General features: G+C 62.8%; 16 protein-coding genes. 10 read left to right on the plus strand and 6 right to left on the minus strand.

Features of this window, described 5'->3' with window-relative positions; genetic code table 11:
* Window positions 1-235 precede the first annotated feature (235 nt).
* Window positions 236-727, plus strand: coding sequence for a YqaA family protein (locus ACVC5H_RS05340; RefSeq protein ID WP_489621342.1), 492 nt, complete (start codon window positions 236-238; stop codon window positions 725-727).
* A gap of 68 nt (window positions 728-795) precedes the next feature.
* Here the strand turns inward: ACVC5H_RS05340 and ACVC5H_RS05345 are convergent, their stop codons facing one another.
* Window positions 796-933 carry a hypothetical protein gene (locus ACVC5H_RS05345; RefSeq protein ID WP_489621343.1) on the minus strand — a complete coding sequence of 46 codons (138 nt, stop codon included), beginning with the start codon at window positions 931-933 and terminating at the stop codon, window positions 796-798.
* A 366-nt stretch (window positions 934-1,299) separates the two neighbouring features.
* On the opposite strand from ACVC5H_RS05345, the gene ACVC5H_RS05350 reads away from it, so the two are divergent.
* From ACVC5H_RS05350 to ACVC5H_RS05385, 8 genes are all read left to right on the plus strand, one after another.
* Window positions 1,300-5,301, plus strand: a complete 4,002-nt coding sequence (locus ACVC5H_RS05350; protein ID WP_489621344.1) for a DUF3683 domain-containing protein — start codon at window positions 1,300-1,302, stop codon at window positions 5,299-5,301.
* Between the two features lie 12 nt (window positions 5,302-5,313).
* The gene (locus ACVC5H_RS05355; protein ID WP_489621345.1) at window positions 5,314-5,760 is read left to right on the plus strand and encodes an HIT family protein; all 447 of its coding nucleotides are present in this window, start codon (window positions 5,314-5,316) and stop codon (window positions 5,758-5,760) included.
* 81 nt (window positions 5,761-5,841) lie between these two features.
* Window positions 5,842-6,264 (plus strand): gamma-butyrobetaine hydroxylase family protein, encoded by a 423-nt coding sequence (locus ACVC5H_RS05360; protein WP_489621346.1) that lies wholly within the window; start codon window positions 5,842-5,844, stop codon window positions 6,262-6,264.
* A gap of 88 nt (window positions 6,265-6,352) precedes the next feature.
* Window positions 6,353-7,087, plus strand: coding sequence for a bifunctional demethylmenaquinone methyltransferase/2-methoxy-6-polyprenyl-1,4-benzoquinol methylase UbiE (ubiE, locus tag ACVC5H_RS05365; RefSeq protein WP_489621347.1), 735 nt, complete (start codon window positions 6,353-6,355; stop codon window positions 7,085-7,087).
* Between the two features lie 129 nt (window positions 7,088-7,216).
* Window positions 7,217-8,203 (plus strand): Tim44 domain-containing protein, encoded by a 987-nt coding sequence (locus ACVC5H_RS05370; RefSeq protein WP_489621348.1) that lies wholly within the window; start codon window positions 7,217-7,219, stop codon window positions 8,201-8,203.
* Between the two features lie 197 nt (window positions 8,204-8,400).
* Window positions 8,401-9,009 carry a ubiquinone biosynthesis accessory factor UbiJ gene (locus tag ACVC5H_RS05375; protein WP_489621349.1) on the plus strand — a complete coding sequence of 203 codons (609 nt, stop codon included), beginning with the start codon at window positions 8,401-8,403 and terminating at the stop codon, window positions 9,007-9,009.
* Window positions 9,010-10,584, plus strand: coding sequence for a ubiquinone biosynthesis regulatory protein kinase UbiB (ubiB, locus tag ACVC5H_RS05380; protein ID WP_489621350.1), 1,575 nt, complete (start codon window positions 9,010-9,012; stop codon window positions 10,582-10,584).
* 163 nt (window positions 10,585-10,747) lie between these two features.
* Window positions 10,748-12,154: an MFS transporter gene (locus ACVC5H_RS05385; protein ID WP_489622651.1), complete on the plus strand. Its 1,407-nt coding sequence runs from the start codon at window positions 10,748-10,750 to the stop codon at window positions 12,152-12,154.
* 7 nt (window positions 12,155-12,161) lie between these two features.
* Here the strand turns inward: ACVC5H_RS05385 and ACVC5H_RS05390 are convergent, their stop codons facing one another.
* On the minus strand, window positions 12,162-13,088 hold the full coding sequence (locus ACVC5H_RS05390; RefSeq protein ID WP_489621351.1) for a LysR family transcriptional regulator: 927 nt from the start codon (window positions 13,086-13,088) through the stop codon (window positions 12,162-12,164).
* Between the two features lie 145 nt (window positions 13,089-13,233).
* Here ACVC5H_RS05390 and ACVC5H_RS05395 point away from each other — a divergent pair, with 145 nt between their 5' ends.
* Entirely contained in the window at window positions 13,234-14,004 is a 771-nt protein-coding gene (locus ACVC5H_RS05395) for a 3-oxoacyl-ACP reductase family protein (protein ID WP_489621352.1), read from the plus strand.
* Window positions 14,005-14,080: 76 nt separating this feature from the next.
* On the opposite strand, the gene trpC is transcribed toward ACVC5H_RS05395, so the two are convergent.
* From trpC to trpE, 4 genes are read right to left on the minus strand one after another with little or no spacing between them, the layout of a single operon-like run.
* Window positions 14,081-14,881, minus strand: a complete 801-nt coding sequence (gene trpC / locus ACVC5H_RS05400; RefSeq protein ID WP_489621353.1) for an indole-3-glycerol phosphate synthase TrpC — start codon at window positions 14,879-14,881, stop codon at window positions 14,081-14,083.
* 17 nt (window positions 14,882-14,898) lie between these two features.
* Window positions 14,899-15,936: an anthranilate phosphoribosyltransferase gene (gene trpD / locus ACVC5H_RS05405; RefSeq protein ID WP_489621354.1), complete on the minus strand. Its 1,038-nt coding sequence runs from the start codon at window positions 15,934-15,936 to the stop codon at window positions 14,899-14,901.
* A gap of 26 nt (window positions 15,937-15,962) precedes the next feature.
* The gene (locus tag ACVC5H_RS05410) at window positions 15,963-16,538 is read right to left on the minus strand and encodes an aminodeoxychorismate/anthranilate synthase component II (RefSeq protein WP_489621355.1); all 576 of its coding nucleotides are present in this window, start codon (window positions 16,536-16,538) and stop codon (window positions 15,963-15,965) included.
* Entirely contained in the window at window positions 16,539-18,035 is a 1,497-nt protein-coding gene (gene trpE, locus ACVC5H_RS05415; protein ID WP_489621356.1) for an anthranilate synthase component I, read from the minus strand.
* Window positions 18,036-18,328: the final 293 nt, after the last annotated feature.

Genomic DNA, 18,328 nt, shown 5'->3' on the forward strand with positions numbered 1-18,328 from the left:
TCCTGGGCAAGGCCGGCCGGTCACCGGTCCTGGCAGGGGAACTGAGCATTATAAGGGAGCCGGACGAGGCAAGGCCAAGCCTGCACTGTCCAGGGGCGATATGAATGTTTCCTCCATTCTTGAAATCAAGCACGGCGGCACCAGCTAGAATGCACGCTGCGCCATTCAACCGGGCTTGACGGATGGCAAGTTTCCTCCCTGGCTGCGGCCAGTTCTCCACCTACCTGCCATCTGCATGATCGAATCCGCCGTTCTCTGGCTGCTCAATATCCTTGCCATTCCTACCGTGGGCCTGACCTCGGTCTTCCTGATCAGCTTTGTCTCGGCCACCTTGCTGCCGCTGGGCTCGGAACCGGCCGTCTTTGCCGTCATCAAGGCCAGTCCGGAGATGTTCTGGCCGGTAATCCTGGTGGCGACCGTCGGTAACACGCTGGGTGGCATCGTCGATTACTGGATGGGGTATGGGGCCAAGCAGGCCTTTGCCAAGGAGCGCTCCACGCGCTGGTTCCACTGGCTGGAACGCTTCGGCGCCAAGACCATGCTGCTGGCCTGGCTGCCCGGCATCGGCGACCCCATCTGCACCCTGGCCGGCTGGTTGCGCCTGCCGTTCTGGCCTTCGGTGGTCTATATGGCCATCGGCAAGTTCGTCCGCTATGTGCTGATGACCTGGCTGCTGCTGAACGTGCCGGATGGCTTCTGGCACAAGCTGGGGGACTGGCTGGCGTAAATTTTGGAATAGATGAAGGAAAACGGCGCCGCAAGGGCGCCGTAGTCGTTTTTCAGGGCGGGCTGGAATTATCCTGCCAAATTCGGGACCAGGCTCTCGACCAGGCGGATGGCCAGGAAGGTGGCCGTCACGCCCAGCACGGCCAGGTGGCGGGTCTTGAGCTTCATGATGAGGCCGGTGTCGTCGTTGAGGATGGCGGTGTGCATGGTGATCTCCTTGAAGTCTCTTCACGCCTTGCATTGGGCATAGTCAGCCAGGGTGATGGCCAGGTTTTCCAGAAATTCGGTCATCAGGGTCTGCAACATGGGATCCTCCTTCGTGGAATGGGTTCAGGGCTCTTCCCTGATGTCTGGATGGATTATAGATTTTTATAATCAATTAATTGAAGTTGATTGTTTTTATGAATGTAATTGGCTGGGCCTATCGCCGCGCTAGTCCCTGCAAACGTCGTCGATCCGCCGCACAAGGGCGCGCAAAGAGCGTGCAAGCCTGCCCAAAACGGGTGCAGGCCATCGCGAGTTTTGCCAATAGGCTAAAATGCACCTCCGGCAGCAGATTTACCTCATACATCGATGAACGCCCCCGCACAGATCCAGGCTTTGCTTACAGACGCGCCGCATGGCGCCACGCCCCCGCGCTTGCGCGAAATTCCGTACAACTACACTTCCTTCTCCGATCGCGAGATCGTGATCCGGTTGTTGGGCGAAGCCTCCTGGTCTCTGCTGGACGAGCTGCGCGGCAAGCGCCAGACCGGTCGCTCGGCGCGCATGCTGTATGAAGTCTTGGGCGATATCTGGGTGGTCCGCCGCAATCCCTACCTGCAGGATGACCTGCTGGACAACCCCAAGCGCCGCGCCGCCCTGATCGAGGCGCTGAACCATCGCATCAATGAAGTCGACAAGCGCCGCCTGGCCACCGACCTGGCCGAATCCGGCGACGCCGAGGCCCAGCGCCGCAGCGCCAGCGTGGAAGCCTTGCTGAAGGCGGCCAAGAAGGCCATCGGCGACTTCGCCGAAGAATTCCGCCAGACCTACGATCTGCGCCGCCGTGCCACCAAGGTGCTGGGCCGCTATACCGCCCGCGACAACATCAAGTTCGACGGCCTCTCGCGCGTCTCGCACGTGACCGACGCCACCGACTGGCGCGTCGAGTACCCGTTCGTGGTGCTGACCCCGGATACCGAAGATGAAATGGCCGGCCTGGTCAAGGCCTGTATCGAACTCGGCCTGACCATCATCCCGCGCGGCGGCGGCACCGGTTATACCGGCGGCGCCATTCCGCTCACGCCCCTGTCGGCCGTCATCAACACCGAAAAGCTGGAACAGCTGGGCGCGGTCGAAATGACCATGCTGCCCGGCGTGGACAAGCCCTACGCCACGATCTATTCGGGCGCGGGCGTGGTCACCAAGCGCGTCTCGGATGCTGCCGAAAAGGCCGGCTTCGTGTTCGCCGTGGACCCGACGTCTGCTGAAGCCTCGTGCATCGGCGGCAACGTCGCCATGAACGCCGGCGGCAAGAAGGCCGTGCTGTGGGGTACCGCCCTGGACAACCTGGCCAGCTGGCGCATGGTCGATCCACAGGGCGACTGGCTGGAAGTGACCCGCCTGGACCACAACCTGGGCAAGATCCACGACGTGGAAGTGGCGCGCTTCAAGCTGGAGTGGTCGCATCCCGGTGAAAAGGGCCAGAAGACCGAAGTCTTCAAGACCGAGATCCTGGAAATCTCCGGCAAGAAATTCCGCAAGGAAGGCCTGGGCAAGGACGTCACCGACAAATTCCTCTCGGGCCTGCCCGGCGTGCAGAAGGAAGGCTGCGATGGCTTGATCACCTCGGCCCGCTGGATCCTGCACAAGATGCCCAAGCAGACCCGCACGGTCTGCCTGGAATTCTTTGGCCAGGCGCGCGATGCGATTCCCTCGATCGTCGAAATCAAGGATTACCTCGATGCCGAGACCAAAAAGGGCGGCGCCATCCTGGCCGGCCTGGAACACCTGGACGAGCGCTACCTGCGCGCGGTCGGTTATGCCACCAAGTCCAAGCGCGGCGTGCTGCCCAAGATGGTGCTGATCGGCGACATCGTGGGTGACGACGAAAACGCCGTCGCGGCCGCCGCCTCGGAAGTGATCCGCATGGCCAACAATCGCGTGGGCGAAGGCTTCATCGCCGTGAGCCCGGAAGCGCGCAAGAAATTCTGGCTGGACCGCTCGCGTACCGCCGCCATCGCCAAGCACACCAACGCCTTCAAGATCAACGAAGACGTGGTGATTCCGCTGAACCGCATGGGCGAATACACCGACGGCATCGAGCGCATCAACATCGAACTGTCGATCAAGAACAAGCTGCAACTGCTGGCCGAACTGGACAGCTTCTTCGTCAAGGGCAACCTGCCGTTGGGCAAGAGCGATGACGCCGAAGGCGACGACATCCCCGCCGCCGAAATGCTGGAAGACCGCGTCCACCAGGCCGAAAGCCTGCTGGAGCAGACCCATGCACGCTGGTCCTACTTGCTGGCCAACCTGGACAAGCCGCTGGGTGAAGCCAAGGGCGAACTGGCCGCGCTGGGCCTGGAAAAGATGCTGCCGGTGTTCGAGCAGCGCCTGATCGACCAGCCCGAAGCCGCCGTCTTCCACGTGGTGCAGGATCGCACCGTGCGCATCTCCTGGAAGCAGGAAGTGCGCGCGCAACTGCGCCAGATCTTCTCGGGCGCGGCCTTCAAGCTGATCCTCGAAGAATGCCAGGCCATCCACAAGCGCGTGCTGCGCGGCCGCGTGTTCGTGGCGCTGCACATGCACGCCGGTGACGGCAACGTGCACACCAACATCCCGGTCAATTCCGATCACTACGAAATGCTGCAGGATGCCCACGTCGCCGTGGCGCGCATCATGAAGCTGGCCCGTTCGCTCAATGGCGTGATCTCGGGCGAGCACGGCATCGGCATCACCAAGCTGGAATTCCTGACCGAAGACGAGATCGGCGAATTCCGCGAATACAAGAAGCGCGTGGACCCCGAAGGCCGCTTCAACAAGGGCAAGCTCCTGAACCTGCCGGGCATGGAAGCTGACCTGTCCAATGCCTACACGCCTTCGTTCGGGTTGATGGGCCACGAATCGCTCATCATGCAACAGAGCGACATCGGTGCGATTGCCAGCAGCGTCAAGGATTGCCTGCGCTGCGGCAAGTGCAAGCCGGTCTGCTCGACCCACGTGCCGCGCGCCAATCTGCTCTATTCGCCGCGCAACAAGATCCTGGCGACCTCGCTGCTGGTGGAAGCCTTCCTCTACGAAGAGCAGACCCGCCGTGGCGTCTCCATCAAGCATTGGGAAGAGTTCGAGGATGTGGCCGACCACTGCACGGTGTGCCACAAGTGCGTCACGCCTTGCCCGGTCGATATCGACTTTGGCGATGTCTCGATGAACATGCGCAACCTCTTGCGCAAGATGGGCAAGAAGTCCTTCAATGCCGGCACCAATGCGGCCATGTTCTTCTTGAACGCGACCGACCCGGCCACCATCAACGCCACCCGCAAGGTGATGACGCAGTGGGGCTTCAAGGCGCAGCGCCTGGGCAATGACCTGATGAAGAAGTTTGCGAAAAAGCAGACCCAGAAACCGCCCGCCACCGTCGGCAAGCCGCCGGTGAAGGAGCAGGTGATCCACTTCATCAACAAGAAGATGCCGGGCAACCTGCCCAAGAAGACCGCGCGTGCCTTGCTGGATATCGAGGATGACAAGATCGTCCCCATCATCCGCAATCCCAAGACCACCACGGCCGATACGGAAGCGGTGTTCTACTTCCCGGGTTGCGGTTCGGAGCGCCTGTTCTCGCAGGTCGGTCTGGCCACGCAAGCGATGCTGTGGAACGTGGGCGTGCAGACGGTGCTGCCGCCGGGCTACCTGTGCTGCGGTTATCCGCAGCGTGGTACCGGCGACTTCGAAAAGGGCGAGAAGATCATCACCGACAACCGCGTGCTGTTCCACCGCGTGGCCAATACGCTGAACTACCTCGACATCAAGACCGTAGTGGTGTCCTGCGGTACCTGCTACGACCAGTTGCAGGGCTATGAATTCGAGAAGATCTTCCCTGGCTGCCGTATCATCGACATCCACGAATATCTGCTGGAGAAGGGCGTCAAGCTCGAAGGCGTGACCGGTACCCGCTACATGTACCACGATCCCTGCCACAGCCCCATGAAGCAGCAGGATCCGCTGAAGACCGTCAACTCGCTCATCACCACGGTGGATGCGCAGAAGATCGAGAAGAACGATCGCTGCTGCGGCGAGTCGGGCACCTTCGGTGTCTCGCGTCCGGATGTCTCGACCCAGGTCCGCTTCCGCAAGGAAGAGGAAATGAAGAAGGGCACTGACAAGGTGCGCGCCGATGGCTTCAGCGGCGACGTCAAGATCCTGACGTCCTGCCCGTCCTGCTTCCAGGGCCTGTCGCGCTACAACGAGGATGCCGGCACCACGGCCGATTACATCGTGGTCGAAATGGCGCGCCATCTGCTGGGTGAAAACTGGATGCCGGAATACGTCGAGCGCGCCAACAATGGCGGCATCGAACGCATCCTGGTGTAAGAGGAGCCGACCATGAGCCAGACTCCATCCTGTGAACTGTGTGCCGGCGACGGCGGCGAAGTGCTGTGGCGCCATCCCGAGTTCCGGGTGGTGCTGGTCGATGAGCCGGATTATCCGGGCTTTTGCCGCGTGATCTGCAATGCGCACGTCAAGGAAATGACCGACCTCGCCCCGGCGCAGCGCACCCTGATGGCCAATGCGGTGTGGGCGGTCGAGGCTGCGCAGCGCGCGGTGATGCGACCCGAGAAGGTCAACCTGGCCACGCTGGGCAACATGACGCCGCACGTGCACTGGCACGTGATTCCGCGCTTCACCGATGATCGTCATTTCCCCAGCCCGGTCTGGGCCGAGCCGCGCCGCGCGGCCGATGCGGCAAGCCTCACGGCGCGCCGCGCCCTGCTGCCGCAGTTGCGCGAAGCGGTGCGCCAGCAGCTCGATGCGGCGGGCCTGACGGCCTGATCTGCCATGCACTGCGCAAGCCCGGCCTGGACGGTCCCGGCCGGGTTTGCATTTCATCTCACGAATTTCCAGGGAGAGCCCATGAGCGCCCCGTCTTCTCCGGTTCCCGTTTCCTTCAAGGTACGCAAGCTCTCGCGCGTGGTCGAGGTCGAGTTCGATGATGGCGTGATGTTTTCTCTGCCCTTTGAGCTGATGCGCGTCTATTCGCCCTCGGCCGAAGTGCGCGGCCATGGTCCCGGCCAGGAAGTGCTGCAGACCGGCAAGCGCGAGGTGGACATCCACGGCATCGAACCGGTCGGCAACTATGGCGTGAAGCCACTGTTTTCCGATGGTCACGCCAGCGGCATCTTTACCTGGGATTACCTCTATCAGCTCGGCCGTGACCAGGCCGCGATGTGGGAAGCCTATCTGCAGAAACTGGAAGCGGCCGGGTTCACGCGTGAAAGCGGGCGCGATCATCAGCCCGAGGCCAGCGGTGGCCATGCCTGCGGCCATGCACACTGAACCGCGCTGATCGCTTCCTGCTGATTCAGGGCAAGCTCTGCGCGGGCCCGTCTCTTATAATGTCGTCTTCATTGTTACAGGCCTAGCCATGACCAACACCACCCATTTCGGTTACGAAACCGTCAAAGAAGAAGAGAAGGTCCGCAAGGTCGCGGAAGTGTTCCACTCCGTCGCCGCCAAGTACGACGTCATGAACGACTTCATGTCGGCGGGCCTGCATCGCATCTGGAAAGCCTTCACCATCGCCCAGGCCGGCGTGCGTCCCGGCTTCAAGGTGCTCGACATTGCCGGCGGCACCGGTGACCTTTCCAAGGTCTTTGCCAAGCAGGCCGGTCCCGGCGGCGAAGTCTGGCTCACCGACATCAACGAATCCATGCTGCGCGTGGGCCGCGACCGCCTGCTCAACAAGGGCATCGTCACCCCGACCATGCTGTGCGATGCCGAGAAGCTGCCCTTCCCTGACAATTATTTCGACCGCGTATCGGTGGCCTTCGGCCTGCGCAACATGACCCACAAGGATGCCGCCCTGGCCGAGATGCGCCGCGTGTTGAAACCCGGTGGCAAGCTGCTGGTGCTGGAATTCTCCAAGGTCTGGGAGCCGCTCAGGAAACCCTACGACGTCTATTCCTTCTCGGTCCTGCCGTGGCTGGGCAAGAAGGTCGCCAACGATGCCGACAGCTATCGCTACCTGGCAGAATCGATCCGCATGCACCCCGACCAGGAAACCCTGAAGCAGATGATGGAACAGGCCGGCCTGGATCGCGTGCAGTACTTCAACCTGACCGCCGGTGTGGCTGCGCTGCATACGGGCATTAAGATGTAATGAATGCTGGGCGCGCCAGCATTAAGGCTGGCTTAATTATGCCCGGCGACAATGATGGCTCCGATTCTGCGGACTTGCTTTTCCCTTGGCCCGCCCGCAGCTTCGGCATCATCCACAAGAGGCAAGCCCATGAAAAAAATCCTCCTCGCACTGCTGCTGACGATCACCTCGCTTTCCCTCATCATGTCGCCCGCCGAGGCCAAGCGCCTGGGTGGCGGTGGTTCCTTCGGCAAGCAATCCTCCAATTACTCGCGCCAGGCAGCGCCTTCCGCGCCGTCTTCGCCGTCCTATAGCCAACCGTCGGCGACGCCTTATCGTCCCTCGACACCGGCCGCCACTCCGCAAACTGCGCCCATGCCCAAGCCCGCCAGCCCCTGGCGCAATGTGCTGGGCGGTGCGCTGCTGGGCTTCGGCCTGGGCGCGCTGATGTCGCACTTCGGTATCGGTGGTGCCTTGGGTGGCATGCTGGGTTCGCTGCTGACCATCGCGTTGCTGTGCGCGGCGGTGATCTTCCTGATCCGCCTGTTTGCCCGTGGCCGCGAGGCACAGAACAACAATCCGGCCTACGCCACGCCGACGCCGGGCGTGAGTCCCATTGGCAGCGCCGTCGGTGCCACGCCCGAGATCGGTTCGGGCCTGCGCGACATCAATCCGCCGCCGGCCTTCCCGCACAATCCGCCAGCCGCGCTGCAGGGCAGTGGTTACGGTGGCACGGCCCAGCCGGCGCAGATCCAGCAATGGGGCATTCCGGAAGGCTTTGATACGGCAGGCTTCGTGCGCAATGCCAAGACGTATTTCATCCGCCTGCAGGCTGCCTGGGACCGTGCCGACATCAACGACATCCGCGAATTCACCACGCCCGAGATGTTCGCCGAATTGCGCATGCAGCTGACCGAGCGCGGCGCCGCGCCCAATGCCACCGATGTGGTGCAGCTGGACGCGCAACTGCTGGGCATCGAGACCATGGCCTTCGATTACCTGGCCACGGTGCGCTTCCAGGGCCTCATCAAGGAAGCGCCGGATGTCTCGGCCGAACCCTTTGCCGAGATCTGGAATCTGTCCAAGCCGCTCAACGGCAGCGGTGGCTGGGTGCTGGCCGGTATCCAGCAGGTCTGATCACTCAGATGCACCGGGAAGGCGCGCTGGATCAAGCAACACGCAGTACCCGAACCTTGCCGGCGCGCCAAGCTGGTACACTTGAAACCGCCCGGCTTTTGCGGGCGGTTTTGTTTTTGTGGACGTGAATTGTTCGTCTCGTCCGTAGTCAACCCGTAGTCCCCGGTTCAATCCGATCCAACCCGATTCTGGAATCCATGTCCGTGCTGCCCGATCCGTCCACCCTTGCCCTCGACCCCATGAAACCTGCCGCCGCGGTGATCAACCATCTGCTGGCGCAGGAGCCCTGGGCGCGCGATACGCTCATCGCCCATGCCGGCAAGGTGGCCTGCATCGATACCGGTGTCATGCAATTGCGCCTGAAGGTGACCGGTGATGGCTACCTGCAAGACGTGCCGGCCGATGCACCGGCCAACGTCACGATCCGCCTGAAGCTTTCCGACCTGCCGCTCATTGCCGCCAACCGCGAGCGTGCGGTCTCCTACGTCAAGCTGGAGGGCGATGCCGATTTCGCCAATGCCATCTCGCAATTGAGCCAGAAGCTGCGCTGGGATGCCGAGGACGATCTCTCCCGCGTGGTCGGCGACATCGCCGCCACCCGCATCGTCTCCGGTGCGCGTGGCCTGTTCGAGGCCGCCCGCACTACCCAGCGCAAGCTGACCGAAAACCTTGCCGAGTATTTCCTGGAAGAACAACCGATGCTGATCCGCCCCCGCCAGTTGCAGGATTTTTCTGCCGACGTCGTGCGCCTGCGCGATGATCTGGAACGCCTGTCCAAGCGTATCGAGAAACTGGAGCGTCGCTAAATGCTGCTGCGTTCCATGCGTCTGCTCAAGATCATCCGCGTGGCCATCCTGTATGGCCTGGATGAAATCATCGCCTCCGAATTCGCGCCGCCGCGCATCGCCCGCATCATCAATCGCGTCTTCTTCTGGCGCGACCTCTCCGCGCCGCGCGGTGAGCGCCTGCGCCGCGCATTGGAGGATCTCGGTCCCATCTTCATCAAGTTCGGCCAGGTGCTTTCGACCCGGCGCGACCTGATGCCACCCGACATCGCCAACGAGCTGACCCTGCTGCAGGACCGCGTGCCTCCCTTCAGTTCGGAACTGGCGGTGAAGCAGATCGAGAAATCGCTGGGCGCGCATCCGGACCAGCTCTTCGCCAGCTTCGAGCGCACCCCGGTGGCTTCGGCCTCGATTGCCCAGGTCCACTTTGCGACCCTGAAGGATGGCAAGGATGTGGCGGTGAAGGTGCTGCGTCCCGGCATGCGCGACATCATCGATCACGACATCGGCCTCATGCACGTGGCCGCCGACTGGCTGGAACGCCTGTGGGCAGACGGCCGGCGCCTGAAGGCCAAGGAAGTCGTGGGCGAGTTCGACAAGTACCTGCACGACGAGCTGGACCTCATGCGCGAAGCCGCCAATGCCAGCCAGCTGCGCCGCAACTTCGCCGAGTCCACGCTGTTGATGGTGCCGGAGATGCATTGGGATTATTGTTCACCATCGGTCATCGTGATGGAACGGATGGTTGGCATCCCCATCTCGCAGACCGAGCGCCTGCGCGCCGAAGGAGTGGACCTGGCCAAGCTGTCGCGCGATGGCGTGGAGATTTTCTTCACCCAGGTGTTTCGCGATGGCTTCTTCCATGCGGACATGCACCCCGGCAACATCCTGGTGTCGGTGGCGCCGGAGAGCTTTGGCCGCTACATCGCGCTGGACTTCGGCATCGTCGGCACGCTCAATGATTTCGACAAGGATTACCTGTCGCAGAATTTCCTGGCCTTCTTCCGCCGCGACTACAAGCGCGTGGCCGAGGCCCACATTGAATCCGGCTGGGCGCCCAAGGATACCCGCGTCGATGAGCTGGAAGCCGCCGTGCGCGCCTGCTGCGAACCGATCTTCGACCGTCCGCTGAAGGACATTTCCTTTGGCCAGGTGCTGCTGCGCCTGTTCCAGACTTCGCGCCGCTTCAATGTCGAGGTGCAGCCGCAACTGGTGCTGCTGCAGAAGACGCTGCTCAACGTCGAAGGCCTGGGCCGCCAGCTCGATCCCGATCTCGATCTGTGGAAGACCGCCAAACCTTATCTGGAACGCTGGATGAGCGAGCAGATCGGCTGGCGCGGTTTCGTCGAGCAGCTGAAGGTGGAAGTGCCGCGCTACAGCCGCCTGCTGCCGGAACTGCCGCGCCTGGCGCACCAGGCGCTGACGCGCTACACCGAAGGCGAGAACCAGCCGCAGAACACCGAACTGATCCGCAAGCTCCTGGCCGAGCAGCGCCGTACCAATATGCTCTTGGGGGTAATCGTCTATTTCGGCGGCGGGCTGATCGGCGGCATCATCGTGATCCAGGTGCTGATGCACGTGCTGAAGTTTTACTGATGCAATGGGTCAAATGGTTAAAATGATTTAAACAATATAAATCATTGTTTTTTCAATCCAAGCGCCGGCAGATGCCGGCGTTTCGCATGGATCACCTCAACGAACAGAGGCGGAATACAACGTGGGAACCACAGACAACAGCTTGTCCGACGCGCGCGTGCGCATGTTGCCCTACATCGTGGCGGCGACCTTCTTCATGGAATACCTGGACACCACCATCATCGCCACGGCCTTGCCGCAGATGGCGCAGTCCTTCGGGATCGGACCCAATGAGCTGAGCCTGGGCATGACGGCCTACATGCTGACGCTGGCCGTGTTCATTCCCGTCAGCGGCTGGGTGGCGGACCGCTTCGGTTCGCGCACGGTGTTCGGCATGGCCATTGCGATCTTCACGCTGGCCTCGGTGCTGTGCGGGGTTTCACAGAATGTGTGGGAATTCACCGCCGCCCGTGTGCTGCAGGGACTGGGTGGCGCGATGATGGTGCCGGTCGGGCGCATGATCGTGGTACGCAGCACCGGCAAGGAGCGTCTGATGAAAGCCATCGCCACCATTACCTGGCCGGCCATCGTGGCGCCGGTGGTGGGGCCTTCCATCGGTGGTTTCATCACGACGTATGCCTCGTGGCACTGGATCTTCCTGATGAACGTACCGTTCGGTCTTGCGGCCTTCAGCGCGGTGATGATGGTGGTGCGCAATGAACATGGCCACGACAAGCGGCCGCTGGACATGATCGGTTTCATCCTCTCGGGCGCGGCGCTGACCTCGCTGTTGTATGGCACCGAAATCGCCAGCCATATGGAGTCCAACATCAAGGTGGCGTTCGGTTTCGTGGCGCTGGGCGTGGTGCTGGGCTACTGTGCGTGGCGCCACATGCAGCGCATCGAACATCCGCTGCTGGATTTTTCCAACCTGCGCATCCCGACTTATTCGGTGACGGTGCTCACCGGTTCGCTCACGCGCATCGGCGTGGATGCCGTGCCTTACCTGATGCCGCTGATGTTCCAGATCGGGTTTGGATTGACGGCCTTCCAGTCGGGTTTGCTGCTGCTGGCCACCGCGCTTGGCAATCTGGGCATGAAGGCGTTCACCACGCGCATCCTGCAGCGATTCGGTTTTCGCAGCGTGGCGGTCAACAATGCGGCCATCGCGGGCTGCCTCATTATCATCTGCGGTTTGCTGACGCCCGGGACGCCGCTGCCGGTGATACTTGGCGTGATCTTCTGCTACGGGCTGTCGCGTTCGATGCAATTTTCTACCCTGGCCACGCTGGCCTATGCGGATATCAGCGATGCCCGCAAATCCTCGGCCAGCACGCTCTGGAGCGTGGCGCAGCAAATGACCATCGGCATGGGCATCGCCTTCGGCGCGCTGGCCCTGCGTATCGCGTCTGCCCTGCGTGGCGAGCAGATCGATACCAGCTCTGCGCATTTCACGCTGGGCGATTTCCAGTGGGCCTTCGCCATGGCCGGGGTGGTGACGCTGATCTCGGTGATCGGTTATCGCGGCCTGGCGCGCGATGCCGGCAGCAATATCGGTGGTGGCATGCGCGCTGCGCAGGGCAAGCGCTGAAGAGGTCCTAGCCCTGTGCGGAAAATCGCTTGGCCAGGCGCTCGCGGCGGAAGTGCTCCACCACGAAATCGACGAACACCCGCGTCTTGGCCGGCAGCAGTCGCGCCGCCGTGAAGTAGAGCGAGAGCATGCCGGTATCGACATACCAGTCCGGCAATACTCGCACCAGCGTGCCGCGTTCCAGATAGAGCAGGGCATGCGGCATCGAGACCAGGGTGATGCCCAGACCGGCCTCGGCCACTTCGCAGGCGGCGTTGGCATCGCTCATGGTCATGCGTTGCTGCAGCGTGACCGGCGCCTGCTGGCCGCTGCGGTCGCGCAGCGAGAAGGGGCGCACGCGGCCGGTCTGCGGCGAGCGGATCAGGATGCCGGCATGGTCGGCCAGATCGGCCGGTGAGCGCAGCGCCGGGTGCGCGGCCAGATAGGCCGGCGCGGCCAGCAAGACCCGATGCGCCGGTGCCAGTTCCCGCGCCACCACGCCAGGCGACAACTCGGTGCCGCCGGCAATGGCGGCATCGAAACCTTCGGTGATGAGATCCACCGAGCGGTTTTCAAAATGCCAGTCCGGCTGGATGCCCGGATAGCGGCCCAGGAATTCTCCCAACAAGGGCACGATGTATTGCCGCCCGAAGCCCGTTCCCATGCTGACCTTGAGGGTGCCGGCCGGCTGTCCGCCTGCGCTGGCCAGGTTGGCCACGGCGTTGCGGATGGCTTGCAGGCCGCCGCCCACTTCCTGCAGGAAGCGCTCGCCGGCTTCGGTCAGCGAGAGCTTGCGGGTGCTGCGGTGGAACAGCCGCACGCCCAGCGACGTCTCCAGCCGCGCCACATTTTTGCCGACGGCGGCCGAGGTCAGGCCGAGCTGGCGTGCCGCCGCCGAGAAGCTGCCGGCGTGGGCCGCAGCGACGAAGCATTCGATGCTGGTCATGGTTTCCATCGCCGGATTTTAAACTAAAGGTTTAAAAAGAAGATAGGGATTGCTGGCTAGTCGCAACATAATCCAAGGCCGATACTTGCTTCAACCCGGACGCACACAGCAGCACGCCGACGGGGCCAACCCATTACCTTCAAGGAGCAAGATCATGAACCAGCAAGTCCAACAAGCCACCAACGTTTCTCCCCTGTTGTCCAAGGTTGCCTTCGTGCAAGGCGGTTCGCGCGGCATTGGTGCCGCCATCGTGCAGCGCCTGGCCGCCGAAGGCGCTACGGTCGCCTTCACCTACGTCAGCTCGCCCGACAAGGCGCAAGCCCTGGTGTCCGGCGTAGAAGCCAAGGGGGGCCGCGCCCTGGCGATCCAGGCCGACAGCTCGGATGCCGCCGCCCTGCAGCAAGCCATCCGCCTGGCCGCCGAGACCTTTGGGCGCCTCGATATCCTGGTCAACAATGCGGGCGTGCTGGCCCTGGGCCCCATCGATGACTTCAAGCTGGAAGACCTGGACCGCACCCTGGCCGTGAACGTGCGCAGCGTCGTCGTGGCCACCCAGGCCGCCGTGCGCTACATGGGCGAAGGGGGCCGTGTCATCAGCATCGGCAGTACCAATGCCGACCGCATTCCCTTTGCCGGTGGCGCCGTGTATGCCATGAGCAAGTCGGCGCTGGTCGGCCTGACCAAGGGCCTGGCGCGGGACCTGGGTCCGCGCGGCATCACCGTCAACAACGTGCAGCCCGGCCCGGTGGACACCGACATGAACCCGGCCGACAGCGATTTCGCCGCCTCCCTGACCGGCCTGATGGCGCTGCCGCGCTATGGCAAGGCCGAGGAAATCGCCAGCTTCGTGGCTTATCTGGCCGGTCCGGAATCGGGCTACATTACCGGGGCCAACCTGATGATCGATGGTGGCTTCTCTGCCTGATTCCCTGCGTTGCCGGGATGAAAAAAACCTCGCACCGGTTGCCACCGGGCGAGGTTTTCTGTTGCCTGCGCGTGGATCAGGCGAACAGCCGTGCCAGCTCCACGCCCGGTTCAGGGGCGCGCATGAAGGCTTCGCCGACCAGGAAGGCGTGCACGTCGGCGTCGCGCATGCGCTTGACGTCATCTGGCGTCGCAATGGCCGATTCGGTGACCACCAGTTTTTCCGGCGGAATGCGTGGCAGCAGGTTCAGGGTGGTGTCGAGCGTGGTCTCGAAGGTGCGCAGGTTGCGGTTGTTGATGCCCAGGAGGCGCGTCTTCAGCTTCAGGGCGGCATCCAGCTCGGCGCTGTCGTGCACTTCTACCAGCACGCTCATGCCCAGTTCATGGGCGCAGGCTTCCAGATCGGCCATCAGGCCATGGTCCAGTGCGGCCACGATCAGCAGGATGGCGTCCGCCCCCCAGGAGCGCGCCTGGTAGACCTGGTAATGATCCATCATGAAATCCTTGCGCAGCACCGGCAGGGCGCACGCGGCGCGCGCCGCTTTGAGGTAGTCCGGCGAGCCCTGGAAGAATTGTTCATCCGTCAGCACGGACAGGCAAGCCGCGCCATGTTCGGCATAGCTCACGGCGATCTCGGCCGGCTTGAAGTCGGGACGGATCACGCCCTTGGAGGGCGAGGCCTTCTTGACTTCGGCGATCACGCCGGCCTGACCGTTGGCGATCTTGCCGCGCAGGCTCTCTTCGAAGTTGCGCAGTTCCGAGCGCAATTCGCTGTCGGTTTCCACATCGCGGCGCAGGCTGGCGAGGTCGCGCTGCTTCTTGGCCAGGCGCACTTCCTCGGCCTTGACGTCGAGGATCTTGTTGAGGATGTCGGACATGGGGCTCCTTGTCGGTTTCAGTGTTTGCCGCCGAGCTGGCGCGTGATCTGCACGAACTGGTCCAGCTTGGCACGGGCAGCGCCGGAGGCGATGGTGGCGCGCGCAGTGGCCATCCCCTCGGCAATGGAAGGCGCCACACCTGCCGCATACAGGGCGGTGGCGGCATTGATGACTACGATATCGTGTACCGGACCGGGTTCCCCGCGCAGGGCCTCGAAGATTTTTTCCTTCGATCCGGCGGCATTGGCGACCTGCAGGTTGCGGCTGGCAAACATGGACAGGCCGAAGTCTTCCGGATGGATCTCATACTCGCGGATCTCGCCGTTGATGAGCTCGCCCACCATGGTGGCGCCGCCCAGCGTGACTTCATCCAGGTTGTCGCGGCCCCAGACCACGATGGCATGCTGTGCGCCCAGGCGTTGCAGCACGCGCACCTGGATGCCCACGAGGTCGGGATGGAACACACCCATGAGGATATTGGGCGCCCCCGCCGGATTGGTCAGCGGCCCCAGGATGTTGAAGATGGTGCGCACGCCCAGTTCCTTGCGCACCGGCGCGGCATGCTTCATGGCGGCGTGGTGGTTGGGGGCGAACATGAAGCCGATGCCGGTCTGGGCGATCGATTGCGCCACTTGCTCGGGTTGCAGGTTGATGTCTGCGCCCAGTGCTTCGAGCACGTCGGCGCTGCCGGACGAGGACGATACGCTGCGCCCGCCATGCTTGGCTACGCGCGCACCGGCCGCAGCTGCCACGAACATGGAAGCCGTGGAGATATTGAAAGTATGCGCGCCATCTCCGCCGGTGCCCACGATGTCGAGCAGGCCGGTAGTGTCGGCCATCGGCACCTTGGTCGCGAATTCGCGCATGACCTGCGCGGCGGCGGCGATCTCGCCGATGCTTTCCTTCTTCACGCGCAGGCCCATGGTGAGGGCCGCGATCATGACCGGCGACATCTCGCCACCCATGATCTGGCGGAACAGCGTGAGCATTTCATCGTGGAAGATTTCGCGATGTTCGATACAGCGCAGCAGCGCTTCTTGCGGAGTGATGGACATGTCGTGTCTCGTCTTGTGTGATGGCCTCAGCCGTGGGCGCTGCCGGTCAGGAAGTTCTTGAGCAGGGCGTGGCCGTGCTCGGAGAGGATGGACTCGGGGTGGAACTGCACGCCTTGCAGATTAAATTCCTTGTGGCGCACGCCCATGATCTCGCCATCGTCGGTCCAGGCGGTCACTTCCAGGCAATCCGGCAGGGTGGCGCGTTCGATGGCCAGCGAGTGGTAGCGGATCACCGTGTAAGGCGTGGGCAGCTCCTTGAAGACGCCCACACCCGTGTGCGCGATCTTGGAAGTCTTGCCATGCATGACCTGCTTGGCGCGGATGATGTTGCCGCCGAAGGCTTCGCCGATGGCCTGGTGGCCCAGGCAGACGCCGAGGATGGGCAGCTTGCCCGAGAATTGCTTCAACAGGTCCACGCAGATACCGGCTTCCTTGGGGCTGCAGGGGCCGGGGGAAAGGCAGATGCGTGCCGGGTTCAGTTTCTTGATGTCATCCAGCGTGATCTCGTCATTGCGGATGGTCAGCACCTCTTCGCCCAGCTCGCCGAAGTATTGCACCAGGTTGTAGGTGAAGGAGTCGTAGTTGTCGATCATCAGCAGCATTTAGATTTCTCCGTCCAGGCCATCTTGCACTTGTTCAGCAGCGCGCAGTACGGCGCGCGCCTTGTTTTCGGTTTCTTCCCATTCCATTTCCGGCACCGAGTCGGCCACGATGCCGGCGGCCGCCTGCACGTACAGGGTGCCATCCTTGATGACGCCGGTACGAATCGCAATGGCCACGTCCATCTCGCCTCCGAAGGAGAGATAGCCGCAGGCGCCGCCATAGATGCCGCGCTTGGTCGGTTCCAGTTCGTCGATGATTTCCATGGCGCGCACCTTGGGGGCACCCGAGAGCGTACCGGCGGGGAAGGTGGCCTTGAGCACGTCCAGGTTGGACATGCCGGGTTTCAAGATGCCCTCGACGTTGGAGACGATGTGCTGCACGTGGGAATATTTTTCGATCACCATCTGGTCGGTGACCTTGACGCTGCCGGTGGTGGCGATGCGGCCGATGTCGTTGCGGGCCAGGTCGATCAACATCACGTGTTCGGCGATTTCCTTGGGATCGGCCAGCAGTTCGCGGGCCAGCTGTTCATCGCGCTCGATGGTGGAGCCGCGCGGGCGGGTGCCGGCCAGCGGGCGGATGGTGATCTTCTTCTGGTCTTCGCCGATGGATTCATTACGCACCAGGATTTCGGGCGAGGCGCCGACGATCTGCATATCGCCGAAGTTGTAGAAGTACATGTAGGGCGAGGGGTTCAGCGAGCGCAGCGCGCGGTACAGCATCAGCGGCGAGTCGACATAGGATTTCTTGAGGCGCTGGCCGATCTGCACCTGCATCAGGTCGCCGGCCATCACGTATTCCTTGGCGCGGGCCACGGCTTTCAGATATTCGTCCTTGGGGAATTCGCGGATGGTCTCGGTACGCACCGAACCGGTGGTGACGGGGGCATCGGCCGGTCGTCGCAGCATGGCGCGCAGGTCGCGCAGTCGCTGTCGGCCACGGGAGAAGGCTTCCGGCTGGCTGGGGTCGGCGTAGACGATCAGGTAGAGCTTGCCGGAGAGGTTGTCGATGACGGCCAGTTCTTCGGTCAGCAGCAGCTGGATGTCGGGTAGGCCCAGCGTGTCCTTGGGCGCGCTGTCTTCCAGGCGCTTTTCGATGTAACGCACGGCGTCATAGCCGAAGTAGCCGGCCAGGCCGCCGCAGAAGCGCGGCATGCCGGGGCGGATGGCGACCTTGAAGCGGGACTGGTACTGGGCGATGAATTCCAGCGCATTGCCTTCGGCAGTTTCGATCACCACGTCATTCTTCAGCACTTCGATCTGCTTGCCGCTGCAGCGGATCTTGGTCGAAGCAGGCAGGCCGATGAAGGAATAGCGGCCGAAGCGCTCGCCTCCCACGACTGATTCCAGCAGGAAGGTGTTCTTGCCGGTGTTGTGGCTCTGGGCCAGCTTGAGATAGAGCGTGAGCGGCGTTTCCAGGTCGGCGAAGGCTTCGGCGATCAGGGGGATGCGGTTGTAGCCTTCGGCGGCCAGCGATTTGAATTCGAGTTCAGTCATGTTTCACTCCAGACCGCCATTGTAGGGTATGCGGGCCTGCCCACTGGCGGTGCGCAGGCGCAATGCGCGATGCACACGATGACCGTGGACAGCTGCGGACTCTCGTCAGCGGTGTCGTTAAGGGAAATACGGGGGATGCGGGTACTACAACAAACGACCCGGCACGCAGGTGCGGCCAGGTCCAGGCGTCATTTACAGAGCCTGGAATTGCCAGCGTCGCCACAGCCAGGCCTCAGGGGCGGCTGTCGGTTGAGCGGTACGTTTGTTGTTGCGAAACATTGATGTGGGGTCGC

The organism is Herbaspirillum sp. Her3 (assembly GCF_057961275.1).